24 protein-coding genes are annotated in these 26,259 nt (G+C 73.8%); 4 read left to right on the top strand and 20 right to left on the bottom strand.

Annotation, left to right across the window (positions count from 1 at the left end; genetic code table 11):
- Positions 1-60: 60 nt before the first annotated feature.
- The 15 genes from cobT to ACFQ6N_RS13125 form a co-directional block, all read right to left on the bottom strand.
- Positions 61-4,050, bottom strand: a complete 3,990-nt coding sequence (gene cobT, locus ACFQ6N_RS13195) for a nicotinate-nucleotide--dimethylbenzimidazole phosphoribosyltransferase (protein WP_380648944.1) — start codon at positions 4,048-4,050, stop codon at positions 61-63.
- Between the two features lie 497 nt (positions 4,051-4,547).
- Complete coding sequence (cbiE, locus tag ACFQ6N_RS13190; RefSeq protein WP_380648943.1) at positions 4,548-5,810, bottom strand: precorrin-6y C5,15-methyltransferase (decarboxylating) subunit CbiE; 1,263 nt, start codon at positions 5,808-5,810, stop codon at positions 4,548-4,550.
- A gap of 253 nt (positions 5,811-6,063) precedes the next feature.
- On the bottom strand, positions 6,064-6,726 hold the full coding sequence (locus ACFQ6N_RS13185; protein WP_380648942.1) for a GNAT family N-acetyltransferase: 663 nt from the start codon (positions 6,724-6,726) through the stop codon (positions 6,064-6,066).
- Between the two features lie 207 nt (positions 6,727-6,933).
- The gene (locus tag ACFQ6N_RS13180; RefSeq protein WP_380648940.1) at positions 6,934-7,758 is read right to left on the bottom strand and encodes a MetQ/NlpA family ABC transporter substrate-binding protein; all 825 of its coding nucleotides are present in this window, start codon (positions 7,756-7,758) and stop codon (positions 6,934-6,936) included.
- A 57-nt stretch (positions 7,759-7,815) separates the two neighbouring features.
- The gene (locus ACFQ6N_RS13175; protein ID WP_380648939.1) at positions 7,816-8,544 is read right to left on the bottom strand and encodes a methionine ABC transporter permease; all 729 of its coding nucleotides are present in this window, start codon (positions 8,542-8,544) and stop codon (positions 7,816-7,818) included.
- Positions 8,541-9,566: a methionine ABC transporter ATP-binding protein gene (locus ACFQ6N_RS13170; RefSeq protein WP_380648938.1), complete on the bottom strand. Its 1,026-nt coding sequence runs from the start codon at positions 9,564-9,566 to the stop codon at positions 8,541-8,543. The genes ACFQ6N_RS13175 and ACFQ6N_RS13170 overlap by 4 nt, the downstream gene beginning before the upstream one ends.
- A gap of 556 nt (positions 9,567-10,122) precedes the next feature.
- The gene (locus tag ACFQ6N_RS13165; protein ID WP_380648936.1) at positions 10,123-10,623 is read right to left on the bottom strand and encodes a GNAT family N-acetyltransferase; all 501 of its coding nucleotides are present in this window, start codon (positions 10,621-10,623) and stop codon (positions 10,123-10,125) included.
- Between the two features lie 222 nt (positions 10,624-10,845).
- Positions 10,846-11,103, bottom strand: a complete 258-nt coding sequence (locus ACFQ6N_RS13160; RefSeq protein WP_189920805.1) for a sigma-70 family RNA polymerase sigma factor — start codon at positions 11,101-11,103, stop codon at positions 10,846-10,848.
- Between the two features lie 108 nt (positions 11,104-11,211).
- Positions 11,212-12,636 carry an argininosuccinate lyase gene (argH, locus tag ACFQ6N_RS13155; RefSeq protein WP_380648935.1) on the bottom strand — a complete coding sequence of 475 codons (1,425 nt, stop codon included), beginning with the start codon at positions 12,634-12,636 and terminating at the stop codon, positions 11,212-11,214.
- Between the two features lie 116 nt (positions 12,637-12,752).
- Positions 12,753-13,298: an arginine repressor gene (locus tag ACFQ6N_RS13150; protein WP_380648934.1), complete on the bottom strand. Its 546-nt coding sequence runs from the start codon at positions 13,296-13,298 to the stop codon at positions 12,753-12,755.
- A gap of 23 nt (positions 13,299-13,321) precedes the next feature.
- Positions 13,322-14,527, bottom strand: a complete 1,206-nt coding sequence (locus ACFQ6N_RS13145; RefSeq protein ID WP_380648933.1) for an acetylornithine transaminase — start codon at positions 14,525-14,527, stop codon at positions 13,322-13,324.
- A complete protein-coding gene (argB, locus tag ACFQ6N_RS13140) occupies positions 14,524-15,456 on the bottom strand; it encodes an acetylglutamate kinase (protein WP_380648931.1) in 933 nt (310 codons plus the stop codon). Before argB ends, ACFQ6N_RS13145 begins: the two co-directional genes overlap by 4 nt.
- Positions 15,457-15,513: 57 nt before the next feature.
- Positions 15,514-16,668, bottom strand: a complete 1,155-nt coding sequence (gene argJ / locus ACFQ6N_RS13135; protein ID WP_380649045.1) for a bifunctional glutamate N-acetyltransferase/amino-acid acetyltransferase ArgJ — start codon at positions 16,666-16,668, stop codon at positions 15,514-15,516.
- A gap of 14 nt (positions 16,669-16,682) precedes the next feature.
- On the bottom strand, positions 16,683-17,711 hold the full coding sequence (gene argC / locus ACFQ6N_RS13130) for an N-acetyl-gamma-glutamyl-phosphate reductase (protein ID WP_380648930.1): 1,029 nt from the start codon (positions 17,709-17,711) through the stop codon (positions 16,683-16,685).
- Between the two features lie 93 nt (positions 17,712-17,804).
- Complete coding sequence (locus tag ACFQ6N_RS13125) at positions 17,805-19,016, bottom strand: methyltransferase (protein WP_380648929.1); 1,212 nt, start codon at positions 19,014-19,016, stop codon at positions 17,805-17,807.
- 96 nt (positions 19,017-19,112) lie between these two features.
- Here ACFQ6N_RS13125 and ACFQ6N_RS13120 point away from each other — a divergent pair, with 96 nt between their 5' ends.
- Together ACFQ6N_RS13120 and ACFQ6N_RS13115 are read left to right on the top strand one after the other, a co-directional pair.
- Positions 19,113-19,517, top strand: coding sequence for a VOC family protein (locus tag ACFQ6N_RS13120; RefSeq protein ID WP_380648928.1), 405 nt, complete (start codon positions 19,113-19,115; stop codon positions 19,515-19,517).
- A gap of 56 nt (positions 19,518-19,573) precedes the next feature.
- The gene (locus tag ACFQ6N_RS13115; RefSeq protein ID WP_380648927.1) at positions 19,574-19,948 is read left to right on the top strand and encodes an RNA-binding S4 domain-containing protein; all 375 of its coding nucleotides are present in this window, start codon (positions 19,574-19,576) and stop codon (positions 19,946-19,948) included.
- 30 nt (positions 19,949-19,978) lie between these two features.
- Here ACFQ6N_RS13115 and ACFQ6N_RS13110 read toward each other — a convergent pair whose 3' ends face one another.
- The 3 genes from ACFQ6N_RS13110 to ACFQ6N_RS13100 form a co-directional block, all read right to left on the bottom strand.
- Complete coding sequence (locus ACFQ6N_RS13110; protein WP_380648926.1) at positions 19,979-20,485, bottom strand: FBP domain-containing protein; 507 nt, start codon at positions 20,483-20,485, stop codon at positions 19,979-19,981.
- Positions 20,486-20,523: 38 nt separating this feature from the next.
- A complete protein-coding gene (locus ACFQ6N_RS13105) occupies positions 20,524-21,081 on the bottom strand; it encodes an HDIG domain-containing metalloprotein (protein ID WP_380648924.1) in 558 nt (185 codons plus the stop codon).
- A 101-nt stretch (positions 21,082-21,182) separates the two neighbouring features.
- Positions 21,183-22,067 carry an SAM-dependent methyltransferase gene (locus ACFQ6N_RS13100; RefSeq protein ID WP_380648923.1) on the bottom strand — a complete coding sequence of 295 codons (885 nt, stop codon included), beginning with the start codon at positions 22,065-22,067 and terminating at the stop codon, positions 21,183-21,185.
- Positions 22,068-22,275: 208 nt separating this feature from the next.
- Between ACFQ6N_RS13100 and ACFQ6N_RS13095 the strand changes: the two genes are divergently transcribed.
- Complete coding sequence (locus ACFQ6N_RS13095) at positions 22,276-23,199, top strand: polysaccharide deacetylase family protein (protein WP_380648922.1); 924 nt, start codon at positions 22,276-22,278, stop codon at positions 23,197-23,199.
- An 84-nt stretch (positions 23,200-23,283) separates the two neighbouring features.
- On the opposite strand, the gene ACFQ6N_RS13090 is transcribed toward ACFQ6N_RS13095, so the two are convergent.
- A complete protein-coding gene (locus tag ACFQ6N_RS13090) occupies positions 23,284-24,102 on the bottom strand; it encodes an SDR family NAD(P)-dependent oxidoreductase (protein WP_380648921.1) in 819 nt (272 codons plus the stop codon).
- Positions 24,103-24,387: 285 nt separating this feature from the next.
- On the opposite strand from ACFQ6N_RS13090, the gene ACFQ6N_RS13085 reads away from it, so the two are divergent.
- Positions 24,388-25,257: a 3-hydroxybutyryl-CoA dehydrogenase gene (locus ACFQ6N_RS13085; protein WP_380648919.1), complete on the top strand. Its 870-nt coding sequence runs from the start codon at positions 24,388-24,390 to the stop codon at positions 25,255-25,257.
- Positions 25,258-25,329: 72 nt separating this feature from the next.
- Here ACFQ6N_RS13085 and ACFQ6N_RS13080 read toward each other — a convergent pair whose 3' ends face one another.
- The gene (locus tag ACFQ6N_RS13080) at positions 25,330-26,172 is read right to left on the bottom strand and encodes a chitosanase (RefSeq protein ID WP_380648918.1); all 843 of its coding nucleotides are present in this window, start codon (positions 26,170-26,172) and stop codon (positions 25,330-25,332) included.
- Positions 26,173-26,259 lie beyond the last annotated feature (87 nt).

The raw sequence follows: 26,259 nt of genomic DNA, 5'->3' as shown, positions 1-26,259 counted from the left end.
CACCGCTCCGCGGACCGGCGCGCCCTCGGGCCGGTCCGCGGAGCGGTGACGAGGTGCGCGTCAGGCCTTCTCGGTGACCCCGGCGGAATCGAAGGTGGCTACATCGTGCATCGCCCGGGCCGCGCTCTGCACCAGCGGCAGGGCCAGCAAGGCACCGGTGCCCTCGCCGAGGCGAAGGTCCAGGTCGATGAGCGGACGCAGGCCGAGCTTCGCCAGCGCGGCCTGGTGGCCGGGCTCGGCGGAGCGGTGGCCGGCGATGCAGGCCGCCAGCACCTCGGGGGCGATCGCCTTGGCGGCCAGCGCGGCCGAACCGGCGATGACACCGTCCAGGATCACCGGGGTGCGCAGCGAGGCGGCGCCCAGCAGGAAGCCCGCGAGGGCCGCGTGCTCCAGGCCGCCGACGGCGGCGAGGACGCCGACCGGGTCGCTCGGGTCGGGCCGGTGCAGCGCCAGCGCGGCCCGGATGACCTCGATCTTGCGGGCGTGGGTCTCGTCGTCGATACCGGTGCCGCGACCGGTGACCTCGGCCGGGTCGAGGCCGGTGAACACCGAGATCAGGGCCGCCGAGGCGGTGGTGTTGGCGATGCCCATGTCGCCGGTGACCAGCGCCTTGTTGCCCGCCGCGACCAGGTCGCGGGCGGTCTCGATGCCGACCTCGATGGCCTTGAGGGCCTCCTCGCGGGTCATCGCCGGACCCTGGGTCATGTCGGCGGTGCCCGGGCGGACCTTGCGCGGCAGCAGCCCGGTGGCGCGGCCCTGCTGGACGGCGTCCGGCAGCTCGGCGGCCACGCCGACGTCGACCACGCAGACCTCGGTGCCGATCTGCTTCGCGAAGGAGTTGATCACCGCGCCGCCGGCCAGGAAGTTCCCGACCATCTGGGCGGTCACCTCCTGCGGCCACGGGCTGACGCCCTGGGCGTGCACGCCGTGGTCGCCGGCGAAGATCGCCACACAGGCGGGCTCCGGCAGCGGCGGCGGGCACTTGCGGGACAGGCCGCACAGCTGGGCGGAGATGATCTCCAGCATGCCGAGCGAACCGGCCGGCTTGGTCATCCGCTTCTGCCGGTCCCACGCCTCGCCGAGCGCCTTGGCGTCCAGCGGACGGATGCCGCGCAGGGTGTCGGCGAGCAGGCTCTGCGGCTCCTCGCCGGGCAGCGCGCGGTTGCCGTACTGCTCCTCGTGGACGACCCAGGACAGCGGGCGCTTCTTCGCCCAGCCCTGCTGCTCCAGCTCGGGCTCGTCCGGGAAGGAGTCGACGAAGCCGACGCACAGGTAGGCGACGACCTCCAGGTGCTCGGGCAGGCCGAGCTCCCGGACCAGCTCCTCGTCGTCGAAGAAGCTCACCCAGCCGACGCCCAGGCCCTCGGCCCGGGCCGCCAGCCACAGGTTCTCGACGGCCAGGGCCGCCGAGTACGGGGCCATCTGCGGCTGGGTGTGCCGGCCCAGGGTGTGCCGGCCGCCACGGGTGCGGTCGGCGGTCACCACGATGTTGACCGGGGTCTCGAGGATGGCCTCGATCTTGATTTCCTTGAACTGCTTGGCCCGGCCCTTGGGCAGCGAGTCCGCGTACGACTCGCGCTGGCGCTCGGCCAGGGCGTGCATCCGCCGGCGGGTCTTCGCCGAACGGATCACCACGAAGTCCCAGGGCTGCGAGTAGCCGACGCTGGGCGCGGTGTGGGCGGCCTCCAGGACGCGGATCAGCACCTCGTGCGGGATCGGGTCCGGGCGGAAGCCGTTGCGGATGTCGCGGCGCTCGCGGATCACCTGGTGGACGGCCTCGCGACCGACCTCGTCGTAACCGGGGGCGGCCGGGCCGCGCGGCTCGGCGGGCTCCTCGACGGGCTCCTCGGCGGCGGCCTCCCCGGCGGCGGGCTGCTCGACGGGCTGCTCCGCGGACTGCTGCTCCTCCGACGGGGCTTCGGACGGCTCCGCGGCGGCGGCCTCTTCGGCGGCGGGCTGCTCGACGGGCCGGTCCGCGGCGGGCTCCTCGGCCGCGGGCTGCTCGGCGGGCTGCTCGGTCTGCCCGTCCTCGGCGGCGGGGGCCTCGGGGGCCTGCTCCTGGACCGGCTCGGCGCTCGCGGTCTCACCCTCGCCGGCCTCGGCGGCGACGGGCTCGACGGCGACGGGCTCGCCGACGACGGGCTCGGCAACGGCAACGGCCTCGGGCGCGGCCTCGACGGGCGTCCCGGCCGCGGCCTGCTCGACCGGGTCCTGCGCCGGGGTCCCGGCCTCCGGGCCCACGGCGGGCTGCTCGACGGCAACCTCGGCCGCCTCGGCCGCGGGCTGCTGCTCCGCGTCCTGCGCGACGGCGTCGGCCGGCTGCGCCGCCTCGGCGGTCGGCCCGGCCTCGACGGGCTGCTCGGCCGAAGCCTGCTCGGCGGGCACCTCCGCCGGGCTCTCGGCGGTCACGGCCTCCTGCGGCTGCCCGGCCTCCGCGGCGGGCTCGCCGACGACCTGGCCGGACGGCATCTCGCCGGTACCGGCGGCGGTCTCGGCGACCGGCTCCGCGACGGCCTCCGGCACGGACTCACCGGACTCCACGGGCTCGACGCCCTGGACCGGCTCGGCGGCGACGGCAGCGGCCGCGACGGGCTCGGCGCCCTCGGCGGCCTGCGGCACGTCGGTGGCCGCTATGGGCGCGGGCTGCTGAGGCGCCGCCACCTCGGCGGCCGGGGCCTGCTCGGCCGGCTGGACCTTGGGCAGGCCGTGCGGGGTGGGCGCGGCCAGGAAGGCGGAGATCCGGCGCGGCTGACCGGCCGGGGCGGCGGCCTCGGCACCCTCGGCGACAGCACCGTCGACGGCGCCCTCCCCGGCGGTGCCCTCGGCGCCCTCGGCGCCCTCGGCGACAGCGGGTTCGACGGCGACGGCCTCGGCGGGTGCCTCGGCCGGGGCCTGCTCGACACCCTGTTCGACGACGGCCTCGACAACGACCTCGGCGACGACCTCGGCGACGGCTTCGGCGACCGGCTCGACGCCCTGCTCGGCCACGACGGCCTGCGGCGCGACGGCGGCGGCCTCCGTGACGGCCTCGGGCGCTGCCGCGGCCGGGGCCGCGGCCGGGGCCGGGGCCGGCTGAGTACCCGCCAGGGCGTGGACCGCCCCCGGAAGCTCGATGACCTCGATGACCTCGATCGCCCCGACCGTCTCGACGCCGAGCAGGGACTCCATCGGCGGCGAGGCCAGGGGCACCTGCACCAGCTGCCGACCGTCGTGCGCGAGCGGCACCTGCCCCTCCGCCACCGGAGCCGCGGGGGCCACCGGAGCCACGGGGGCGACCGGCGCGGCCTGCGCCGTCGGAGCGGCCTGCGGCAGGCCGGCCTGCGCCGGGGCGGCGGCCTCGGCCATCGGCGGCCGGCCGACGACCGGGATGCCGTGCGCGGGCGTGCCGCCCTGCGACGGGCCGCGGTCGGCCAGCGAGCGGACCGGCACGTGGCCGGTCATCAGCGACGGGTCCGGGATCGGCGGGCCGGCGTGCAGCGGGCGGCGCGGCGGCTGAGCCTGCGTCATCGGCTGCTGCGTCTGCGGCTGCACCTGGACGGGCTGCTGCTGGAGGTACTCGCCGCCGAGCACCGGCGGGTCCACCGGCGGCCAGGACGGCTCGACCGGCGTGCCCTCCTGGTGCGGCGCGAGCGGCGCCGGCTCGACCGGGACGGACGCCATCGGCTCGCCCCAGGAGCCCTGCGGGCCCGGCATCAGCAGCACGTCGTCATCGTCGTCCAGGCCGTCCGGTGCGTCGGGCTGGTCGAGGAAGTGGAAGGCCGGGCGCGGGGCGCCCTGGTCGACGGCCCAGCCCTCGCCGGGGAGGCCGGTCGCCGCAACGCCGGGGGCGTAGCCGGACTGGCCCTGCGGCGGGATGCCGCCGGCCCCCGGGGGCACCGCGCCGGGCAGGCCGCCGATCGGGGCCGCCTGGTTCGGGATCACCCCGCCGTCGGTCGCGACGCCCTGGAGGGGTGCAACGCCCGCGACGCCCTCCGGTCCGCCGAGCGGGTCGGGCCCGGCGTTCAGGTGCTCCGGCAGTCCCTCGCCCGGGACGTGGCCGCCATCGGTCATTGTCAAAGCTCCTTCCAGGCCGCTGCCGCGCCCTTGGCGACACACGATCACCGACCGCAGCGCCCATCCGCACGGGCCGGGCCTGCGACCGACCCGCCCCTCAACCACACGCGGCCGCCGCGCCGTGGCGCTGCGGCCCAAGTCCATCCGGCGCACTGTGGCACCCCGGCCCGGCGCACCGTCCGTACGGGACGGCACATCGTCTGAAACAACGACAACCCGGAGCAACCGGCACGACCGCACCGGACCCTACGGCATTCTCCAGGTCCGGCACGAGGCCCGTCGAATTGCCCACACTCCGAGCAAAACCGAGTTGCACCGCGTCAAAAAGGTGACAAACCGACCTAATCGGGTGGGTCGCCTACGCCGCAGCCGCCCAGGACGTCACACTACCGGCCCGGCGCGGTCACCTCTCGAATCGGTGTCCGGATGCGACCTGGATCACCGTCCCCGTCACCGTCCGCGCCACCGTACGCCCCGGTGCGCGCCCGAGGCCTTCACACGATCTGCTCACCCCAGAGCACCAGCGCGCCGCTTCCGCCCGCTCCCAGCCCCAGCCCCAGCCCGCCGGCCTCCCCCGCGGACCGCAGCGGGGTGGACTGGAGCAGTTCACCGTCCGCCCGGTAGCCCGCCTCGGCGATCGCCCGGCGGACCTCCTCGGCCTCGGCGAAGGTCCTGGGCAGGGCGACGAAGCGCTCCGGTTTGCGGGCCAGCACCGCGCGCACCAGCTCCGGGTCACCGGACTCGACCACCGCCGCGTCCGGCTCCGGCAGGCCGCCCAGCACCTCGGGGCCGCTCCCGTACACGGCCTCCACCTCGACGCCGTAGCGGCGGGCGTTGACGGTCAGCCGGGCGCAGGCCGAGCGGGAGCCCTCCACCGCGACGACGGCGGCGCCGAACCGGGCCGCCTCCACCGCGAGGGCGCCGCTGCCCGCGCCGACCGACCAGACCAGGTCCCCGGGGCGTGCGCCCAGCCGGGCCAGCACCAGGGCGCGTACGTGCGCCGGGAGCACGTCCGACGCGCCCGTTTCACCACCCGTGCGCCCGGCGCCCGCGTAGGCGTCACCGGGGAGCGCCCAGCCGCGTTCCGCGCCGGGGTAGCCGACCGGGCGCCCGGCCAGCCAGCCGGCCGCCTGGTCGACCGGGCCGGCCTGGGCCGCGCCGCCGATCACCAGCACCACGTTGGGGTCGCGCCACACGTGGTCGGCGATCCGGTCGGAGGTGAGGACGGTGACGTCCTCCTCCGAGGTGCCGAGGGCCTCGCAGACCACGAAGGTCCGGTGCACCCCGCGCAGCATCAGGGCGAGTTCGGCGGGCCCGGCGCCCGGGGCGGTGAGCACCGCGACCTTGGGATGGGCCCGGCAGATGTTGGCCGCCCGGCGCAGCCGCCCGCCGTGGGCGCTGACCACCTGGGCGTCCTCCCAGGGCATGCCGGCCCGGGCGAAGGCGGTGGCGACGGAGGAGACGGCGGGCAGCACTTCCAGTTCGAGGCCGTACTCGGGGCGGCGCAGGGTGCGCACCACGCCGAAGAAGCCCGGGTCGCCCTCGGCGACCACGACGGCGGCGCCGCGGTGCTCGGCGATCCTGCGGGCGGCCTGCCGGATGTCGCCGAGGGCGATCCGCTCGGCGGCCTCCGGCACCGGGAGGGCGCTCAGTTGGTAGGGGGCTCCGGCCACCAGGGTCGCCGCGGCGAGGGCCGCGCCGGCGGCCTCGGTCAGCGGCGTGCCGTCCCACCCGATGACCGTGATCCGGTCAGCCATCTGCGGCCGTTCCCCCTCGACTCGGTGCACCACTCGTGCGCCGTCGCACGGCGCCGGTCAGAGGCTACCGGGTGTGATCCCCCGGAGGCCGACATCTCGCACACATGTCCGTGGCGGACCGGCGGCCGGCGGCGGTCAGGACACACCCGCCCGGAACACACCCGCCTCGAACGCACCTGCCTCGGACGGACGCCCGGACGCACCTGCCTCGGACACACCCCGGCCCGGACACACCCGCTCCGGGCGCGCCCGCTCAGTCGCGCAGCACGTAGCGGTGTTCGCCGGGGTGGCTGCCGAGGTGCGGTTCGGGCGACTCCATGTCCTCCGGGAGCAGGCTCCACAGGATGAGGTCGCTCCGGCTCTCGACGCCGGCCAGGCCGCGCGGAGGCGCCCCGACGACCTCGCCGGACTCCCCGCGCACTATCCAGGCGCTGCGCAGCACGCCCTCGCTGATGCCGCCGATCTTCTGGGCGACCTGCTGGGCGGCGGTGTTCCCGGCGGCGGTGCGCATCTCCAGGCGCAGGAAGCCGCGGTCCTCGAACAGCCACTGGGCGACGCCGAGGACCGCCTCCGGGGCGTAGCCCTCGCCGCGCGCCCAGGCGGCGGTGACGTAGGAGATCTCGGTGCTGCGCAGCCGCCAGTCGGTGTTGCGCAGCTCGACCAGGCCGACCAGGCGCTGGGTCAGGTGTTCGGTGACGGCGAAGACGATGCCGCGTCCGGCGGCCCGGTGGGCGGGCGCGAGGGTGCGGGCGAGCTCGGCCGCGTACGCCTCGGTGAAGGGGTGCGGGAGGTCCGTCCAGGCCATGACCAGCTCGTCGGCCATCATCGTGGCCAGGCCGGGGGCGTCGTCCTCCGCAAGGGGCCGCAGCAGCAGCCGTTCGGTGCTGATGGCGGTCTCGGGGAAGCTCGCTGCCATGCCGTCTCTCCTCGCCGGGTCGTGAACACAACACCGTACGCCTCCGGCGCGCTCCGGGTGCCATGCGGTGCGCCGCCCGCTCGACGGTGCGTCAGAACGCCGTCGCCCGGGGTGCCCCGGATGCATACTGCCCGACCGGGCCCCCGCCGAGGTGCGGCGGGGGCCCGGTCGGGCGTCCGGTGCGTGCCGTCACGGCAGCGGCGTCGGTCAGAAGGCCGGGATGACCGAGCCCTGGAAGGTGTCGTTGATGTACTTCTTGACCTCGTCGGAGTGCAGCAGCTCGGCGAGCTTCTTGACCCGCGGGTCGTTCTCCTTGCCCTTCTTGACGGCGAGGATGTTGGCGTACGGGTTGCCCTCGGCCTTCTCCAGCACCAGCGCGTCGGTGGCCGGCTTCAGGCCGGAGTCGATCGCGTAGTTGCCGTTGATGACGGCGGCGTCGAGGTCGGAGACCGAGCGGGGCAGCTGGGCGGCCTCCAGTTCCTTCCACTTGAAGTTCTTCGGGTTGCCGGTCACGTCGGCCGGGGTGGCCGTGGTGGTGACGCCGTCCTTGAGGGTGATGAGCTTGTTGTCGGCGAGCAGCTTGAGCGCGCGGCCCTCGTTGGTGGCGTCGTTCGGCAGGCCGATGGTGGCGCCGTCCGGCAGGTCGGTGATCGCCTTGACCTTCTTGGAGTAGAGGCCCAGCGGCTCCAGGTGCACGGCCTCCACCGACACGATGTCCGTGCCGTGCTTCTTGTTGAAGTCCTCCAGGTACGGGACGTGCTGGAAGTAGTTGGCGTCGGCCGAACCGTCCTGCACCGCCGTGTTGGGGGTCACGTAGTCGGTGACCTCCTTGATGTCCAGCTTGAGGCCCGCCTTGGCCGCGAGGTTGTCCTTGACGTACTTGAGGATCTGCCCGTGCGGGGTCGGACTGGCGACGACCTTGAGCGGCGCGTTCGGGTCCGAGGAGGAGGACCCCGAGCTGCCGCAGGCGGCCAGCGAGAGGGCGAGGCCGGCGGTGACCAGGGCGGTGGTGAACTTCAGCGAGTTGCGCACGAAAAGTGCCTTTCTGCGTGTTGCGGGGAGCCGCGTCCGGGGTCGGACGGGGGAGGTCTAGGAGGCGACGAGGTCCTGGTCGGGAGTCGTCGGGGTGCGGCCGAGCAGCCGGGTCCGGCCGCCGGAGCGGCCGCGGTGGGCGAGGCGGTTGACGGCGAAGTCGCCGATCAGCTGGACGGCGGTGACGATGATCACCAGCTCGGCCACGATCACCCACATGAAGGCGGTCTCGAAGCGCTGGTAGCCGTAGTTGACGGCGAGGGTGCCGAGGCCGCCGCCGCCGACCGTGCCGGCCATCGCGGAGTAGCTGACCAGCGTGATGACCGTGGTGGTGACGGAGGCCACGATGCCGGGCAGCGCCTCGGGCAGCAGGGTCTTGCGGACGATCGTCCAGGTGCTGCCGCCCATCGACTGGACCGCCTCGACCAGGCCGCGGTCGACCTCACGGACGGAGGTCTCGACCAGGCGGGCGAAGAACGGGATGGCGCCGATGGTCAGCGGCACGGTCGCCGCCTGCCAGCCGATCGAGGTGCCGACCAGCCAACGGGTGAAGGAGATCAGCGCGATCATCAGGATGATGAAGGGCACCGAGCGGGCGATGTTCACCACGAAGCCGATGGCCTTGTTGACGACCCGGTTGGCCAGCAGGCCGCCCTTGTCGGTGAGCACCAGCAGGACGCCCAGCGGCAGGCCGAGCAGCACCGTGACGGCCGCGGACACCCCGACCATCTGGAAGGTCTCCTGGGTGGCGGGCCACATCAGCTCCTGCATCTGGTCCCAGGTCATGCCACCGCTCCGTTCGCCGCGCCGATCACGTCCACCTGGAGGCCCTGCTCGCGCAGGTAGCCGATCGGCACCACGTTGTCCTGGTGGCCGCCGGTCAGCTCGACCCGCATCCGGCCGACCATCCGGCCGGCGATGGTCTCCACGGCGGCGCCCAGGATGTTGATGTCGATCTGGTAGGTGCGGGCCAGCTGGGAGACGAACGGCTGGGCCGAGGTGTCGCCCTGGAAGGTGATCTCCAGCACGGTGGAGCCGGGGTGGCCGGTGCCGAACTCGCTGAGCGGGAACAGCTCGCGGGCCAGCTCGGAGCCGGGCTCGGCGAGCAGGTCGGTGAGCTTGCCGGACTCGACCACCCGTCCGCCGCGCATCAGGGCGGCGGAGTCGCAGACGGACTTGATGACGTCCATCTCGTGGGTGATCAGCAGGACGGTGAGGCCGAGCTGCTGGTTGAGCTCGCGCAGCAGCTTGAGGATCGAGCGGGTGGTCTCCGGGTCGAGCGCCGAGGTGGCCTCGTCGGAGAGCAGCACCTTGGGGTCGCCGGCCAGGGCGCGGGCGATGCCGACGCGCTGCTTCTGGCCGCCGGAGAGCTGGTTGGGGTAGCTGCGGGCCTTGTCGCCGAGGCCGACCAGGTCGAGCAGCTCGGCGGCCTTGCGGCGGCGCTGGGTGCGGTCCAGGCCGATGATCTCCAGCGGGAGTTCGACGTTCTGCTGCACGGTCCGCGAGGACAGCAGGTTGAAGTGCTGGAAGACCATGCCGATCCGGCGGCGTGCCTCGCGCAGCTCCCGTCCGGCGCGGTTCTCGCCGCCGGACAGCGCGGTGAGTTCGACCCCGTCCACGGTGACCGTGCCGGAACTCGGGCGCTCCAGCATGTTCACGCAGCGGATGAGGGTGGACTTGCCGGCACCGCTGGTGCCGACGACGCCGTAGACCTCGCCCGGGCGGACGTGCAGGTCGACACCGGCGAGGGCGGTCACCTCGCGGCCTCGGGAGCGGTAGACCTTCGTGAGGTCCGTGGTGGTGATCACAGCTGCTTCCGTGGGTCGGGGGCGGGCGGCGTTGGTCGACCGCCCGACCGGGTTTCGGTCGGCGGCTTCTCACGGCGCTTCGCCAGGGGGATCCGGACCTGCCACCCCTTGATCGTGGCCGCTGGACGGCCGGGCCGCGCGACGGCGTGGCCCTTACGAGTCACCGGCCCGCGGGCGGGCGGGCACGACGGGGTGGGGGGTACGGGAGGAGGGGCACGCTCGCACAGGCGGGAGCGGCACCGGAGTCTCGCTTCGGGGCGCGAGGGGAGGGCACCCTCGGAGGGGTGCCGGGGGCGGTGGCCCTCAGCGGTGACACATTCGACGACACATGGCACGCTCACCTGCCGGCAGCGTGCCGGTGGGGGTCCAGTTCGTCGTCGCAGTCATGTGAGCCAGTAAAACAGATGGGTCGGAGTACGCCCAATTATTTGTCGAGGCTGTCCGCAATGCGGACATGAACGGCTCTGACCTGGGACGATACGACTCGGCGCCGCCACCGGACCATCCGGATGGTGGCGGCGCCGAGCACGGGGCGCGAGGCGGCGGGGCCGCGCGCTCAGGCCGTCGCGGCGAGCGCGGGGGCGACGGGCTTCTCCAGGTGGACGAGGCTCAGCCGGTTGTCGACCTGCTCGACCCGGGTCTGCCGGTAGCCCTGCCGAGCGTACAGCCGCAGGTTGCCGAGGCTGCGGTGGCCGGTGAACAGGCGGTAGCCGGAGACCGGCCCCTCCTCGGCCAGCCGGCGCTCCAGCGCGTCCAGCAGCCGGCCGCCGAGGCCGTGGCGCTGCATCCTCGGGTGGACGACCAGGCGCCCTATCCGGGCGACGCCGTCCTCGTCGACGTGGCCGCGGACGGTGCCGACCACCTCGTCGCCCAGCCGGGCGACCAGGAAGTGCCGTTCGGCCAGTTCGGCGCGCAGGCTCTCCAGGCTCTGTGTCAGGGGCTTGATCGCCCAGTCGCCGTACAGCTCGGCCTCGGGCTGGTAGCCGAGGTACTGGAGCTTGAGGATCTGCTCCGCGTCCTCGGCCTCAGCGGCCGAGATGATCACGCTCATGCCCATGTGGAGGGGCCTCCCCAGTCGGTCGTGCCGGCGCGCAGAGGGTGACGCGCTCACGCTCAGTATCCGAGTGATCGCGCCCTCGTCAAGGGCTGCGTTCGCCAGCGCTCTACCCGGGTGTCAGCTCCGCTCAACCTTCGCGGGGCCGGACGTGGCGAGGGTCACGCCCCGACGGCGGGGGCGGCCGGCGCGGGGAACGGGCCCGGGCGGCGTCACCCCCTCGCCTCACGGGTAGCGCTCCGCATGGAGCAGCGTACGCAGGCAGGCGAGGCAGCGGGAGCGGGTCGGCCCGATGGAGCCGCGGGGCATCCCGAGGCGCTCGGAGAGCTCGCGGTAGGTGGGCGGAGGGTCCTCGGCTAGGGCGGCGACCAGTTGCGGGCAGCGGCCTGGCAGGGCGGCGACGGTCTCGCGGACCACGCGGCGGCGGCGTTCGGCGAGGTAGACGTCCTCGGCGGAGGGGACGGGGGGAAGGGTGGTGCACACACCGTGCATGACGCACCGGAGCGGGGCCGGTTACGCCCGGGCCGGGGCGCGGACGCCGGAGGGGCGCGCCGGTCGGACCGCCGCGCCCCTCCCGCGCCCCTCGGCGGGTCAGCCCTGGACCCACTCCTGCTGCCGCGCCAGGTCCGCCTTGACCTCGGCGAACTGGACCGCGACCGCGGAGGGGGCGGTGCCGCCGCGCCCGTCACGGGAGGCGATGGCGCCGTGCACGCTGAGCACCGACCGCACCTGGGGCGTCAGGTGCTCGGAGATCGCGGCGAACTGCTCGTCCGTCAGGTCGGACAGTTCGATGCCCTCGGCCTCGCAGGCCTTGACGCAGGCGCCGGCCACCTCGTGCGCGACCCGGAACGGCACGCCCTGCTTGACCAGCCACTCGGCGATGTCGGTGGCGAGCGAGAAGCCGGCCGGGGCCAGCTCCTCCAGCCGCTCCCGGTGCACGGTGAGGGTCGCCATCATCCCGGTGAACGCGGGCAGCAGCACCTCCAGCGTGTCGCAGGAGTCGAAGACCGGCTCCTTGTCCTCCTGGAGGTCCCGGTTGTAGGCCAGCGGCAGCGCCTTGAGGGTGGCCAGCAGGCCGGTCAGGTTGCCGATCAGGCGGCCGGACTTGCCACGGGCCAGCTCGGCGATGTCCGGGTTCTTCTTCTGCGGCATGATCGAGGAGCCGGTGGAGAAGGCGTCGTGCAGCGTGATGAAGCCGAACTCCTTGGTGTTCCAGATGATCACCTCCTCCGCGATCCGGGAGAGGTTGATCCCGATCATCGCGGTCACGAAGGCGAACTCGGCGACGAAGTCGCGCGAGGCCGTGCCGTCGATGGAGTTGCCGACCGAGCCGCCCTCGAAGCCGAGGTCGGCGGCGACGGCCTGCGGGTCGAGGCCGAGCGAGGAGCCGGCCAGCGCCCCGGAGCCGTACGGCGAGACGGCGGTGCGGGTGTCCCACTGGCGCAGCCGCTCGGCGTCCCGGCCGAAGGCCTGCACGTGCGCGAGGACGTGGTGGGCGAAGAGCACCGGCTGGGCGTGCTGGAGGTGGGTGCGGCCCGGCATGGCGGTGTCCGGGTGCGCCTCGGCGAGGCCGACCAGGGCCTGCTGGAGGTCGAGCAGCAGGCCGCCGATGGTCTTGGCGTGGTCCCGCAGGTACATCCGGAACAGCGTGGCGATCTGGTCGTTGCGCGAGCGGCCGGCCCGCAGCTTGCCGCCGAGGTCGGCGCCGAGGCGCTCCAGCAGGCCGCGCTCCAGGGCGGTGTGGACGTCCTCGTCGGCGACGGTGCCGGTGAAGGTGCCCGCCTCGACGTCGGCGAGCAGCCGGTCGAGGCCGGCCAGCATGGCGGCGAGCTCGTCGTCGGAGAGCAGGCCGGCCTTGTGCAGGACCCGGGCGTGGGCCTTGGAGCCGGCGATGTCGTACGGCGCGAGGCGCCAGTCGAAGTGGACCGAGGCGGAGAGCCTGGCCAGCGCCTCGGACGGGCCGTCGGCGAAGCGCGCGCCCCAGAGGCGGACGTCGGAGGACTGCTGGGCGGTCATCGCTGGGCTCCTTCATGCATGTGCAGTAGGTGGCATAAGTATGCACGATGGTGCATGGAACACAAAACCCCGGCCGGACGGGGATCCGTCGGCCGGGGTTTTGTGTGCGCCGGGCGCTACTGCGCCTTCGCCTGGGCGAGTTGCATGAGGTGGTCGGCGAGCGCCTGGCCGCCGGCCGGGTCACGGCTGATCAGCAGCACGGTGTCGTCGCCCGCGATGGTGCCGATGATCTCGAACACCTCGGCCTGGTCGATCGACGAGGCCAGGAACTGGGCGGCGCCCGGCGGGGTGCGCAGCACCACCAGGTTGCCGGAGGCCGTCGCCGAGACCATCAGCTCGCCGGCCAGCCGGGCCATCCGGCCCTCACTGGCCGACTCCCCCATCGGCGCCCGGGGCGTGCGGTCGCCGCCCTCCGCCGGGACGGCGTAGATCAGCGCGCCGTCCCGGTTGCGGATCTTGACCGCGCCCAGCTCGTCCAGGTCCCGGGAGAGGGTGGCCTGGGTGACCACGAGTCCGTCGTCGGCGAGCAGCTTGGCGAGCTGGCTCTGCGAGCGCACGGGCTGGCGGGTGAGCAGGTCCACGATCCGCCGGTGGCGCGCCGTGCGGGTCTGGGGCACCTGCGGCGTCGGACCGGCGGCGGGGCCGGAGTGGGAAACGGTCATGTGATTATTCTCCCGGACGACGGTCAACTCGCATCGGCCGGGGCGTTCTCGCGCACCGTCCGGAGGACACCGGGCAGCGCCGCGAGGAAGGCGTCCGCCTCCTGCTCGGTCAGCACCAGCGGCGGGGCCAGCCGGACGGCGTCCGGGACGGCCGCGTTGACCAGGAAGCCCGCCTCCTGCGCGACGGCCTGGACCTGGGCCGCGACCGGCTCGGTGAGCACGATGCCGAGCAGCAGCCCGGCCCCGCGCACGTGCGAGACCAGCGGGTCGCCGATCGCCTCGACGCCGCCCCGCAGCCGCTCGCCGAGCTTGCGGACGTGCTCCAGCAGGCCCTCCGACTCGATGGTGTCCAGCACCGCGAGCCCGGCCGCGGCGGCCACCGGGTTGCCGCCGAAGGTGGTGCCGTGCTGCCCCGGGGAGAGCAGGTCGGCGGCCGGCCCGAAGGCGAGGGTGGCCCCCATCGGCAGCCCGCCGCCGAGCGCCTTGGCCAGGGTGACCACGTCCGGCTCGACGCCCTCGTGGGCCTGGTGGGCGAACCAGTGGCCGGTGCGGCCGACGCCGGTCTGGATCTCGTCCAGGACGAGCAGGGTGCCGGTGGCCCGGGTGATCTCGCGGGCGGCCCGGAGGTAGCCGTCCGGGAGCGGGATCGCGCCGTTCTCGCCCTGGATCGGCTCCAGGAAGACGGCCGCGGTCTCGGTGGTGACGGCCGCGCGCAGCGCCTCGACGTCGCCGAACGGGACGTGGGTGACGTCACCGGGCAGCGGGTGGAACGGTGCCTGCTTGGCGGGCTGGCCGGTCAGCGCGAGGGCGCCCATGGTCCGGCCGTGGAAGGCGCCCTGGAGGGCGACCAGGTGGGTGCGGCCGGTCCGCCGGCTGATCTTGAACGCGGCCTCGTTGGCCTCGGCGCCGGAGTTGCAGAAGAACACCCGGCCGCCCGGCCGGCCGTCCAGCGCGAGCAGCCGCTCGGCGAGGGCGATGGTCGGCTCGGCCATGAAGAGGTTGGAGACGTGGCCGAGGGTGGCGATCTGCCGGCCGACCGCCTCGACGACGGCCGGGTGGGCGGTGCCCAGGGCGTTGACGGCGATGCCGGCCAGCAGGTCGGTGTACTCCTTGCCGTCGGCGTCCCAGAGCTTGCTGCCCTCGCCGCGCACCAGCGGGATCCGGGGGGTGCCGTAGTTGTCCGTGAAGGCGTGCTGCCACCGCTCGGTCAACTGCTCGTTGTGCGTCATGCCAGTCCCCCGGTCACGGTCGGTTCGTCGTCCGGCACGACCATCGTGCCGATGCCCTCGTCGGTGAAGATCTCCAGCAGCAGGCTGTGCTGCACCCGGCCGTCCAGGACGCGGGCGGTGCCCACGCCGGAGCGGACGGCGCGCAGGCAGCCCTCCATCTTGGGGAGCATGCCGCTGGCGAGGCCGGGCAGCAGCACGTCCAGCTCGCTCGCGGTGAGCTGGCTGATCACGTCGTCGGAGTCCGGCCAGTCCTTGTAGAGGCCCTCGACGTCGGTGAGGACGACGAGCATCTCGGCGCCGAGCGCGACCGCGACGGCCGAGGCCGCGGTGTCGGCGTTGATGTTGTAGACGTGGCCGTCGGTGCCGCGCGCGATCGAGGAGATGACCGGGATCCGGCCGTCGGCGATCAGGGCCTTGACCGCGCCCGCCTCGATGTTGACGATGTCGCCGACCAGGCCGATGTCCACCTGCTCGCCGTCCACCACCGCGTAGCGCTTGACCGCCGTCATGGTGTGCGCGTCCTCACCGGTCATGCCGACGGCGAACGGGCCGTGCGAGTTGAGCAGGCCGACCAGCTCGCGCTGCACCTGGCCGGCCAGCACCATCCGGACCACGTCCATGGTCTCCGGGGTGGTGACCCGCAGGCCGTTGGTGAAGCTGGACTCCAGGCCCAGCTTGTCCAGCTGGGCGCTGATCTGCGGGCCGCCGCCGTGCACCACGACGGGGTGCAGGCCCGCGTAGCGCAGGAACACGACGTCCTGGGCGAACGCCGCCTTGAGGCTCTCGTCCACCATGGCGTTGCCGCCGAACTTGATCACGACGGTCTTGCCGTGGAAGCGCTCCAGCCACGGCAGCGCCTCGATCAGCGTCAGGGCCTTGGGCAACGCGGTGTTGTTGCGGGCCTGTTCGCCCTTGGGTGCGATCTGCACGGGATTCCCTCGTAGTGGGGGTCCCCCCGGCCGAAGGCTGGGGGAGGACGGCGCGGCTCAGGTGGAGTAGGCGCTGTTCTCGTGGACGTAGTCGGCGGTGAGGTCGTTGGTCCACAGCGAGGCGCTCGCGGTGCCGGCGTTGAGGTTCGCGGTGATCACGACCTCGCGGCCCTTCATGTCCACCAGGTCGCGGTCCTCACCGACGCCGCCGTCCCGGCAGACCCAGACGCCGTTGATGGCGACGTCCAGCCGGTCGGGGTCGAAGGCGGCGGAGGTGGTGCCGATCGCGGCCAGCACCCGGCCCCAGTTGGGGTCCTCGCCGTGGACGGCGCACTTGAGCAGGTTGTTGCGGCTGATCGTCCGGGCGACCTCGACGGCCTCGTCCTCGGTGGCGGCACCGGCGACGTCGATCCGGATGTCCTTGCTCGCGCCCTCGGCGTCGCCGATCAGCTGGCGGGCCAGGTCGGCGCTGACCGTACGGACGGCCTCGGCGAACTCGGCCGGGTCCGGGGTGGTGCCGGTGGCGCCGGAGGCGAGCAGCAGCACGGTGTCGTTGGTCGACATGCAGCCGTCGGAGTCGATCCGGTCGAAGGTGGTGCGGGTGGCGCCGCGCAGGGCGGCGTCCAGGTCGGCGCTGTCGGCGACGGCGTCGGTGGTGAGCACCACCAGCATGGTGGCGAGGCTCGGGGCGAGCATGCCCGCGCCCTTGGCCATGCCGCCGACCGTCCAGCCGGCCGGGCTGGTGACCTGGGCGGTCTTGTGCACGGTGTCGGTGGTCTTGATGGCGATCGCGGCGGCCTCGCCGCCCGTCGCGCTGAGCTCGCCGGCGGCCAGGGCGATGCCGGGCAGCAGGACGTCCATCGGCAGCCGGACGCCGATCAGGCCGGTGGAGGCGACGGCGACCTCGCCCGCGTTGAGCTCCAGCTCCCCGGCGACCCGCTCGGCGGTGACGTGGGTGTCCTGGAAGCCCAGCGGGCCGGTGCAGGCGTTGGCGCCACCGGAGTTGAGGACGACGGCGGAGACCTGCCCGCCCTTGAGGACCTGCTCGGACCAGAGCACCGGCGCGGCCTTGACCCGGTTGGCGGTGAAGACGCCGGCCGCGGCGAGCAGGGGGCCGTCGTTGACCACCAGGGCGAGGTCCGGGGTGCCGGAGGCCTTGATGCCGGCCGTCACGCCGGCGGCGCGGAAACCCTTGGCGGCGGTCACGCCCACGTTGTTGCCGTTGCTCACGGTGCGACTCCGTTCACGGGAAGACCCAGCTCCTCGGGCAGGCCGAGGGCGATGTTCATGCTCTGCACCGCGCCGCCGGCGGTGCCCTTGACGAGGTTGTCGATCGCGCTGATCGCGATGATCCGCCCGGCGGTGGCGTCCAGGGCGACCTGGACCAGGGCGGAGTTGGCGCCGTAGACGCTGCTGGTCTGCGGCCACTGGCCCTCGGGCAGCAGGTGGACGAAGGGCTCGTCCGCGAACGCCTCGGCGTAGGCCGCGCGCAGCTGCTCGGCGGTCACGCCCGGCCTGGCCTTGGCCGAGCAGGTGGCGAGGATGCCGCGCGGCATCGGGACCAGGGTGGGGGTGAAGGAGACGGTGACCGGCTCGCCCGCGACCGGGGTGAGGTTCTGCGCCATCTCCGGGGTGTGCCGGTGGACGCCGCCCACGCCGTACGGGCTGACGCTGCCCATCACCTCGCTGCCCAGCAGGTGCGGCTTGGCGGCCTTGCCGGCGCCGGAGGTGCCGGAGGCGGCGACCACCACGGCCTCCGGTTCGGCGAGCTGCGCCGCGTAGGCGGGGTACAGCGCCAGGGTGACGGCCGTCGGGTAGCAGCCGGGCACGGCGATCCGGTTGCTGCCCTTCAACGCGGCCCGGTGGCCGGGGAGTTCGGGCAGGCCGTAGGGCCAGGTGCCGGCGTGCGCGGAACCGTAGAACTGCTCCCAGTCGGCCGCGGCCTTGAGCCGGAAGTCGGCGCCGCAGTCGACCACCAGGACGTTCGGGCCGAGGGCCTCGGCGACGGCGGCGGACTGGCCGTGCGGCAGCGCCAGGAACACCACGTCGTGGTCGGCCAGCACCTCGGGGGTGGTGGCTTCGAGGACGCGGTCGGCGAGCGGGATCAGGTGCGGCTGGAGCGCTCCCAGCCTGCTGCCCGCGTTCGAGCCGCCGGTCAGCGCTCCGATCTCCACCTCGGGGTGGCCGAGCAGCAGGCGCAGCACCTCGCCGCCCGCGTACCCGCTCGCGCCGGCGACGGCGACTCGCAATGCCATGGCGTTCCTCCTTAGTCGTGGCATGAATATACGCGCGAGGGAAAATTCATGCAAGAAGGGTCGGTCGAGGACCGCCGCCGCGGCGACCGCCGGTCAGCGCTTGACGGCCTTCAGCACCACGAACTTGGGGTTGCCCGCCACCAGTCGGCAGTTGCCGAAGAGCCTGCGCAGCTTGACGTGGTAGCCGAGGTGGCGGTTGCCGACCACCCAGAGTTCGCCGCCGGACCGCAGCGCCCGGTGCGAGCCGGTGAACATCCGCCAGGCGGTGGCGTCGGTGGTGGCCTGGTGGGAGTGGAACGGCGGGTTGTTGAGCACCAGGTCCACCGAGCCGGGGGCGATCGCGTCCGTCCCGAGCGCGTCGGCGGCCAGGAACCCGGCCGGGGCGTCCGGGCCCAGGTTGGCGCGGAAGGTCTCCTCGGCGGAGGCCAGCGCCTGGAGCGACTCGTCCACGAAGAGCAGTTCCGCGCCGGGCCCGGCCAGGGCGGCGGCCGTCCCCACCACGCCGTTGCCGCAGCCGAGGTCCACCACCCGGGCGCCGGGGGCCGGGGCGGGCAGGTGGGCCAGGAGGAAGCGGGTGCCGATGTCGAGCCGCTCGGCGCAGAAGGTGCCCGCGTGGTTGACGACCGTACGGCCGGACGCCGGGCCGATGTCCGACGGCAGCGCGTAGCGGTGCGGCCACGGGCTGGGGCCGGGGTCGAGCGCCGGGTCGGGGGTGCAGAAGACCAGCCGGGCCTTGCGGACCGCGAGCGAGGTGCGGGTCGGGCCGAGGATCCGCTCGAAGAGCCGCAGGGTGGAGGTGTGGATCTCGGTGACCATCCCGGCGCCGACCACCACCGTGCCGGCGTGCACGGCGGGGGCGAGCCGGTGCAGCTGGTCCTCCAGCAGGGCAAGGCTCTTGGGGACGCGCACCAGCAGCACGTCGATCCGCTCCGGCGGGGTGTCCCGGGTGGTGAGCAGCCGGTCCTCCTCGACGGCGGCGCCGGCCCGGGCCAGGTTGGCCCTGGTGGCCTGCCGGCCGAGGTGGGAGTCGGAGACCTGGACCGGACGGAACCCGGCGAGCGCGGTGGTCAGCGCGCCCCAGCGGTCGCCGAGGACGGCGATCCGGCGGCCGGACAGCTCGGTCGCGGCACCGGCCGCGCTGTCCGCCTCGCCCGCCAGGTGGCGCAGCAGGTACTCGTCGGCGGCGTCCCAGGCCCGGAGCCGCTCGCGCGGGTCCTCGGGGACGCGGGTGAGGTCGAGGGTGCCCCACGGGGTGGTCAGCGGGGTGGCCTGCGGGGTCGCGGCGGGCGTGGTCTGCGGATTCATCGTGTTCTCAGGCTATCCGACGGACCCCGGGGAACAGTTCTGGATGAAAGCCGCCGGACGGATACTGGAAGAGCCCGGCCGAGAGGGGTGAGGGCGATGGACTGGAAGCTCGAAGTCGTCGTGGTCCCGGTTTCCGACGTGGACCGCGCGAAACTCTTCTACGAGGAGCAGGCCGGCTTCACGGTCGACCACGACACCCGGCTGCGGGACGGGGTCCGGGTCGTCCAGCTCACTCCCCCCGGCTCGCCCTGCTCGATCGTGGTGGGCACCGGGGTGGTCGACGCGCCGCCCGGCTCCGTCAAGGGACTGCAGCTGGTGGTCGCGGACATCGAGAAGGCACACGCCGAACTGGCGGCGCGGGGCGTGCAGGTCAGCCCGGTCCAGCACTTCGTCGCGGGGTCCCGGGTGGACGGGCACGGCGAGGCGTGGAACAACTTCGTGTTCTTCAACGACCCGGACGGCAACGGCTGGGCGGTCCAGGAGGTGCCGTCCGCCGCGTAGGCCGCCCGGCCGGGCGCTTGGATGGGCTCGGCCGGGCGCTTGGATAGGCTCGGAGGATGGCTGAACACGAGGGAAGCGTACGGCTGGACAGCTGGATCTGGTCGGTCCGGCTGGTCAGGACGCGGGCGCTGGCGGCCGCCGCCTGCCGGGCCGGGCACGTCCGGGTGAACGGCGAACGGGCCAAGCCGGCCCAGCCGCTGAAGACCGGGGACGAGGTCCGGTTCCGCGAGGAGGGGTACGAGCGGGTCGTGGTGGTGTGTGAGCTGATCCGCAAGCGGGTCGGCGCCGCGGTCGCGGCGGAGTGCCTGGTCGACAACAGCCCGCCGCGGCCCCCGCGCGAGTTCGTCGCGGCGGCCGGGCAGCGGGACCGCGGCGCCGGGCGTCCGACCAAGCGGGAGCGCCGCGACCTGGAGCAGCTGCGCGGGCAGTGACGCTCCCCGCACGGCGGATCGCGCCGCGTCCTACGCGAGGGTGTCGGTGAGCACCCGGGCGAGGAAGGCGTCGAGGTTGCCCACCGTGCGGGCGATCTGCTGCTCCAGCGGCAGCGACTCGTCGGGCCGGGTGACCAGGGTGGACTTCTTCAGCCCGCGCACGTAGAGCGAGCAGGCGAGGTCGGCGCAGATGTACGTCCCGACCGTGTTCCCCTCGCGGCCGGCCGCCCCGGCCCGGCGGGCCGCGAGCAGTGCGACGCCGGTGCCGGCGTGCGCGGTGATGCACAGCGAGCACACGTTGCTCTTGGTGAGGCTGCGCCGCACCGTCGGCACCCGCAGCGTCACGCCGACCGGCTCGCCGCCGTGCGCGGCCACCAGGTAGGCGCGGTCGGGCGCGCCCTGGTCCCGCCAGCCGAGGAAGTCCAGGTTCTCCCAGGGGAGTTCGGCCAGGCCCCGGGGCAGGCTGAGCCGACGGGCCTCGCCCTTGGAGCAGTTGACGAAGGACGCGCGGATGTCGTTCTCGCTCAGGGGTTCCATGCGGCGGAAGCTAACACCGCCGCGCACGGCCTGTCGCGTCAATTTCTCCCGGTTCGTACCGGGTACCGGGCCTGGACGGCGAGCCGTCGCGGGGCGTCCTCGCCGATCCGGGTGAGCAGGTCGTCCAGGGCGAGGAAGGCCTCCCAGGGCTCCCGGCCGGTGGCGGCGGCGAGCCGCTCGACCACCAGGTCCTCCAGGTCCCGGACCCGCTTGTCCTTCCAGACCTTGTCGGCCAGGCTGACCAGCAGGTCCTCGACGGTGACGCCCGGTCCGCCCCAGTTCGCGTGGTCGCGGGCGAAGCGGGCGAGCCGCTCGGGCACGCCGTGGGCGAGCAGCAGGGCGTGGCCGGCCGGCTCGTGCGCGGAGCCGGGCGCCGAGAGCTCCTCCGGGTGGACGGCCTTGCCGATGTCGTGGGTGGCCGCGCCGTACCGGACGGCCTCGCGGTCGAACTCCAGGCCCTGGTCGGCGCAGAAGTCGGCGATCCGCTCGGCGACCTCGTGCACCAGCGCGAGGTGGGCGACCAGTCGGGGCGGGGCCCCGACGGAGCGCAGCAGGGCGTCGACGCCGTCCGGCAGCGGCGGCAGGTCGGTGGTCATGCGGTGGGCCACCCGGGTGGTGAGGGGTTGTCGGTGACGGTGCGCGCGCCGCGGCGGCCCGGCGCGGGAGCCGGGCGCCGGGGCCGGGACGCGTACGGGCGCTACGGCTTGAAGGCGACGCCCGCGTAGGCGGAGACGTCCTGCCAGCCCTCGGGCAGTTCGGTGGTGGGGACGTGGCCGGCGGTGGGGCGCCAGAGCGGGAGCTGGACGAGCCCGGGGCCGACGAACTCGAAGTCGCCGAAGAAGGGTTCGACCCCGGCCCGAGGGCGCAGGACGAGCGGGGCGCTGGCGCTCCGGTAGATCCGGGTGCCCTCGGCCGCGCTCTCCCGGGAGGCGAAGTCGGGGCTGCCGTGGGAGAGGATCAGCGCGCTGCCGGGGGCGAGCGCGTCGCGCAGGGTGCGGACGATCCGCTCCGCGCCGTCCTCGTCGCGGATGAAGTGCAGGACGGCGACCAGCATCAGCGCGACCGGCTGGGAGAGGTCGACGGCGGCGGCCAGCGCGGGGTGGCCGAGGATGGCGGCCGGGTCCCGCAGGTCGGCCTCGATCACCGAGGTGTGCCCGGCCGGGTGGCTCGCCAGCAGGGCGCGGGCGTGGGTGGCAACGATCGGGTCGTTGTCCACGTAGACCACCCGGGCCGCCGGGGCGACCCGCTGGGCGACCTCGCTGGTGGAGCCGACGGCCGGGATGCCGGTGCCGATGTCGACGAACTGGCGGATGCCCCGGCCGGCCGCGTACTCCACGGCGCGGCCGAGGAACTGCCGGTTGGTGCGGGCCAGCAGCGGCAGCGCGGGGTAGGCGGATATCGCGGCCTGCGCGGCCAGGCGGTCGGCCTCGAAGTTGTCCTTGCCGCCCAGGTAGTAGTCGTACATCCGGGCGGTGTGCGGGACCCCGGTGTCCAGCTCGCTCGGCGGCTGCCAGTCGTCCGCTCTCGCCCAGTCCCAGTCGGTGTCGGCCGGCCGGCCGATCGCCGCGGTGTCCTCGTGCATCCTGTCCGCCCCCAATGCGCAATGCCGGAATGTGCGACCGCCTGTCAACACGCGGTGCGCGGTGATCGTATCCAACGACACACCGTGGAAACAGCGGGAGTTCAGGTTTACGCAACACCCGTAGACAGAGTGTGTGCACGTCAAGGGCGGTGGGGTGCCGGTCATACCGGATCGCCCGGCGGGGCCGTCCTCTCTATGCTGGCTGCCGATGACTGCCGACCGTCGCACCGTACTGCGCACCGCCGCCACGCTGGCCGCCCTCACCGCCGGCGGCCTCCTCACCGCCTGCGGCACCGGCGCCCCCCGCCGGGCCGACCCCGGGGCGCTGGCCGCGCACCCCGGCACCGTCGACCCGCAGCACACCACCGACCCGGCCTGGAACGGCGGCGAGGGCCCGCCGTCCGCCGCCCCGACCGCCCCGGCCCCCTCCGGGGAGCCCGCCGAGCCGCAGCCCGGCGGCGAGCCGACCCCGGCCGCGGCCAAGGCGTCCGCCCCGTCGACCCCGCCCCCGCTGCCGCCGCTCGCGCCCGGCACCCCGGTCGAGGTCGCGTACGGACCCCGCACCGGCCGGAACGTGGCACTCACCTTCCACGGCAGCGGCGACCCGAAGCTCGCCACCGCGCTGCTGGAGATCGCCGAGCAGCGCGGCGCCAAGGTGACCGTGATGGCCGTCGGCAGCTGGCTCGACCAGCAGCCGCAGATGGCCCGGCGGATCCTGGACGGCGGCCACGAGCTGGGCAACCACACCCAGAACCACCTCAACATCTCCGCCATGACGCCCGACCAGGCCCGCGCCGAGATCGCCCAGTGCGCCGACCGGCTGCAGCGGCTCACCGGTTCGATCGGCCGCTGGTTCCGTCCCTCCGCCGCGCAGTACGCCACCCCGATGGTGCGCGAGCAGGCCAGGGCCGTCGGCTACGAGCACGTGCTGTCCTTCGACGTCGACCCGCGCGACTACAACGACCCCACGGCCGCCGAACTCCAGCGCCGGGTGCTGAACTCCGCGCGCGGCGGCTCGGTGGTCGCGCTGCACATGGGCCACCAGTGCACGGTGGACGCGCTGCCGGCGATCCTGGACGGGCTCGCCAAGGCGGGGCTCAAGCCGGTGACCGCCAGCCAGCTCTGCGCGTAGCGGGCCGGCCACCGCTCGGCGCCTGGTGAACGCACCGGGCGGGCCTCCGGTCGGCTCAGCGGGCCGGGCGGGCCACCGGGCCGGTCAGACCATCGGGTCGTCGTCCTTGTACGGGCGCAGCCGCAGCGTGCGGGCGTCCGAGGCCCGGATCGCGTCGGCCCGGTTGACCAGTTCCTCCAGGTCGTCCCGCCCGGCGTGGATGAACCGCCCGTGCAGCCCGTCGAAGCGGCCCCGGGCGGCGTCCACGGTGACCGCGACCATGTACGGGATGGAGCCCCAGGCCTTCATGTCCTTGAACATCGGCATCCCGGCGGTCATGTCGGTGGGCACCGCGCCCGGGCTGATGTCGAGGACGACGACGTCGTGCCGGGCGAGCGAGTCCGCCATGTTGTCGGAGAGCTGGAGCAGCGCGCCCTTGGACGTCGCGTAGGCGGTGTACTCGCCGTCCGGGCGGAGCGCGAAGCCGGAGTTGAGGTTGACCACCCGCCCGCGCCGCCGGGCGACCATGCCCGGCAGGACGCAGCGCAGCAGGTTGTAGGGGCCGCGGAGGTTGGTCTCGATCACCTGCCACCACTGGTTGGCGTCGGTCTCCCAGATCGGCACCTCGGCGCGGTCGACCAGGCCTGCGTTGTTGACCAGCAGGTCGATCGCGCCGAGGTCGCGCTCGACGACCCGGACGGCCTCGCGCACCGAACCGGGGCGGGTGACGTCGGCCGTCACGGCGACACCCCGGGCGCCGCGCTTGACGCACTCCTTGAGGGTGTCGGTCAGTGTCTCGTGGGTGCGGCCGACCAGGCCGACGGACATCCCCTCGGCGGCCAGGCCGATGGCGATCTCCCGGCCGATGCCCCGGCCGGCGCCGGTGACCAGGGCGACCTGTCCTGCGAGCGATCCCGTCGGCACACTGTGCTCCCTTCCCGTCCCCTGCCCCCGTGTGTGGCATTCTGTCGGCCGGCGGGCGGCCGCGGCCCCGGGCACACGGGTCCGGCGGCGCCGCCTCACCCGTTCGGGGGATTCGGTCGCACTGGCACTCCGCCGGGGAGGGGGTGACCTACCGGCCAGTACGGAGTAGTAACGTCGTCGGGGCGGTGACCGGCGCACCCATTCCGGTCCCCCGGCCCCGCAGACCAGCAGCTCGCTGGGCCACCAGTCGCTGGGCGACCCCCAGCACCACCGAAGGGCAACTGAGTGAGTGACATCACGCGCGTCGGAGTAGTCGGCTGCGGTCTCATGGGGTCGGGCATCGCCGAGGTCTTCGCCCGGGCCGGGCTGGACGTCCTGGTGTCCGAGGCCAGCGGCGAGGCCCTGGAGTTCGGCCGCACCCGGCTGACCAACTCCCTGGACACGGCGGTCAAGCGCGGCAAGCTGAGCCCCGAGGACCGGGACGAGGCGATGTCCCGGCTGTCCTTCACCACCGAGCTGTCCGACTTCGCCGACCGCGACCTGGTGGTCGAGGCCGTGGCCGAGCGCGAGGACATCAAGGTCAAGATCTTCCAGACCCTGGACCAGGTCATCGAGCGCCGGGACGCGATCCTCGCCTCCAACACCTCCTCGATCCCGATCGTGAAGCTGGCCGCCGCCACCTCCCGCCCGGAGCAGGTGATCGGCCTGCACTTCTTCAACCCGGCGCCGGTGCAGAAGCTGGTCGAGGTCATCCCGACCCTGACCACCTCGGCGGCCACCACCGAGCGGGTCGAGGCCTTCGCCACCCAGGCGCTCCGCAAGGAGCCGATCCGCGCCCGCGACCGGGCCGGCTTCGTGGTCAACGCGCTGCTGGTGCCGTACCTGCTGTCCGCGGTGCGGATGTTCGAGTCGGGCGTGGCCACCGCCTCCGACATCGACAAGGGCATGGAGGCCGGCTGCGCCCACCCGATGGGCCCGCTGCGACTGTGCGACCTGATCGGCCTGGACACCATCGTCTCGATCGCCGAGTCGATGTACGACGAGTACAAGGAGCCGCTGTACGCCGCTCCCCCGCTGCTCTCCCGGATGGTCGACGCGGGCCTGCTCGGCCGCAAGTCCGGCCGCGGCTTCTACGACTACACCGCGAGCGCCTGACCCTTCCGGCGCAAGCGACTGCGGGGCCCGGCGGCCGTGATCCGGCTGCCGGGCCCTCGTCTTGACGTCGCGTCAGCTGTTGATGGCGTAGCTGTCGCCGTAGACCTTCCACTTCAGCGGCGGGTTGAGGTCGAAGTTCTTGGCGTTGAGGAAGACCAGCTGCTCGGTGTCCACGCGGCTGGTGTCGGAGTGCGCCTCCTCCTTCTTCATGACCACCTTGCGGGCGTCCAGGAACGCCTTGAGGTAGGTGGCCTCGTCGCCACCCTGGGCCGGGGTCTTGGCCTTCTTCATCGCGGCGGCGCGGATGCCGCCGAAGCTGTCCGAGCTGTTGCCCGGGCCGTGCATCACGATGGCGTCGTAGTAGGCGAACTGGCCGAGCGCGCGCAGGCCGTCGGACTTGGCCTGGTTGACGGCGGGGTTGAAGTAGACCCGGTCGCGCTCGTCGTTCTGGGCCTGCTGGAAGACGGTGTCCTTGGCGGCGGTGGCCCAGTCCTTCTCGAACGCGGTGCCGAGGCCGGCGTGCGACTCGCTGCCGTTGACCTTCTTCAGGGCCGGCAGGTACTTGGCGAGGATGTTGCCGGGCTTGAGGTCGGTGTAGTGCTGGACGAGGTCCAGCATGTCGCCGGTGCCGGAGCAGAAGCCGATGATGCCCGCGGTGTAGCCGCGGCCGTCCTTGATGTCCTCGATGTACTTGTACTGGGCCTTCCAGTCCAGCGACGAGTTCTCCGCGCTGGACACCAGCTGCATCGCGATGTCCTTCTTGTGCGGGTCGTCCAGCCCGACGCCCTTGAGCTGGACGGCGGCGGCCGGGACCGGGGCGGCCTGGGCCGCCGCGGTGGCCGCGACGGTGAGGGGTGCGGCCACCAGGGCGGCGGCGAGGGCTACGCGGAGGGCACGACGGGGCTGAGGGCGCATGGGACGCTCCGATTCCTCGTGGCGTTAGGAAACTTTCCTAACGAGAAGTAGGAAAGCCGGTCCGCGCGCACTCCCGCAAGGGTTTTG

It is taken from the genome of Kitasatospora sp. NPDC056446 (assembly GCF_042796115.1).
GTDB lineage: Bacteria > Actinomycetota > Actinomycetes > Streptomycetales > Streptomycetaceae > Kitasatospora.
This window is presented reverse-complemented; position numbering and strand designations above follow the sequence as displayed.

What these genes read in the sequence shown, in the direction of transcription:
- cobT (WP_380648944.1), bottom strand. Translation starts at nt 4,050, where the DNA reads ATGACCGATGGCGGCCACGTCCCGGGCGAGGGACTGCCGGAGCACCTG.
- cbiE (WP_380648943.1), bottom strand. Translation starts at nt 5,810, where the DNA reads ATGGCTGACCGGATCACGGTCATCGGGTGGGACGGCACGCCGCTGACC.
- ACFQ6N_RS13185 (WP_380648942.1), bottom strand. Translation starts at nt 6,726, where the DNA reads ATGGCAGCGAGCTTCCCCGAGACCGCCATCAGCACCGAACGGCTGCTG.
- ACFQ6N_RS13175 (WP_380648939.1), bottom strand. Translation starts at nt 8,544, where the DNA reads ATGACCTGGGACCAGATGCAGGAGCTGATGTGGCCCGCCACCCAGGAG.
- ACFQ6N_RS13165 (WP_380648936.1), bottom strand. Translation starts at nt 10,623, where the DNA reads ATGGGCATGAGCGTGATCATCTCGGCCGCTGAGGCCGAGGACGCGGAG.
- argH (WP_380648935.1), bottom strand. Translation starts at nt 12,636, where the DNA reads ATGACCGCCCAGCAGTCCTCCGACGTCCGCCTCTGGGGCGCGCGCTTC.
- ACFQ6N_RS13150 (WP_380648934.1), bottom strand. Translation starts at nt 13,298, where the DNA reads ATGACCGTTTCCCACTCCGGCCCCGCCGCCGGTCCGACGCCGCAGGTG.
- ACFQ6N_RS13145 (WP_380648933.1), bottom strand. Translation starts at nt 14,527, where the DNA reads ATGACGCACAACGAGCAGTTGACCGAGCGGTGGCAGCACGCCTTCACG.
- argC (WP_380648930.1), bottom strand. Translation starts at nt 17,711, where the DNA reads ATGGCATTGCGAGTCGCCGTCGCCGGCGCGAGCGGGTACGCGGGCGGC.
- ACFQ6N_RS13125 (WP_380648929.1), bottom strand. Translation starts at nt 19,016, where the DNA reads ATGAATCCGCAGACCACGCCCGCCGCGACCCCGCAGGCCACCCCGCTG.
- ACFQ6N_RS13120 (WP_380648928.1), top strand. Translation starts at nt 19,113, where the DNA reads ATGGACTGGAAGCTCGAAGTCGTCGTGGTCCCGGTTTCCGACGTGGAC.
- ACFQ6N_RS13115 (WP_380648927.1), top strand. Translation starts at nt 19,574, where the DNA reads ATGGCTGAACACGAGGGAAGCGTACGGCTGGACAGCTGGATCTGGTCG.
- ACFQ6N_RS13110 (WP_380648926.1), bottom strand. Translation starts at nt 20,485, where the DNA reads ATGGAACCCCTGAGCGAGAACGACATCCGCGCGTCCTTCGTCAACTGC.
- ACFQ6N_RS13105 (WP_380648924.1), bottom strand. Translation starts at nt 21,081, where the DNA reads ATGACCACCGACCTGCCGCCGCTGCCGGACGGCGTCGACGCCCTGCTG.
- ACFQ6N_RS13100 (WP_380648923.1), bottom strand. Translation starts at nt 22,067, where the DNA reads ATGCACGAGGACACCGCGGCGATCGGCCGGCCGGCCGACACCGACTGG.
- ACFQ6N_RS13095 (WP_380648922.1), top strand. Translation starts at nt 22,276, where the DNA reads ATGACTGCCGACCGTCGCACCGTACTGCGCACCGCCGCCACGCTGGCC.
- ACFQ6N_RS13080 (WP_380648918.1), bottom strand. Translation starts at nt 26,172, where the DNA reads ATGCGCCCTCAGCCCCGTCGTGCCCTCCGCGTAGCCCTCGCCGCCGCC.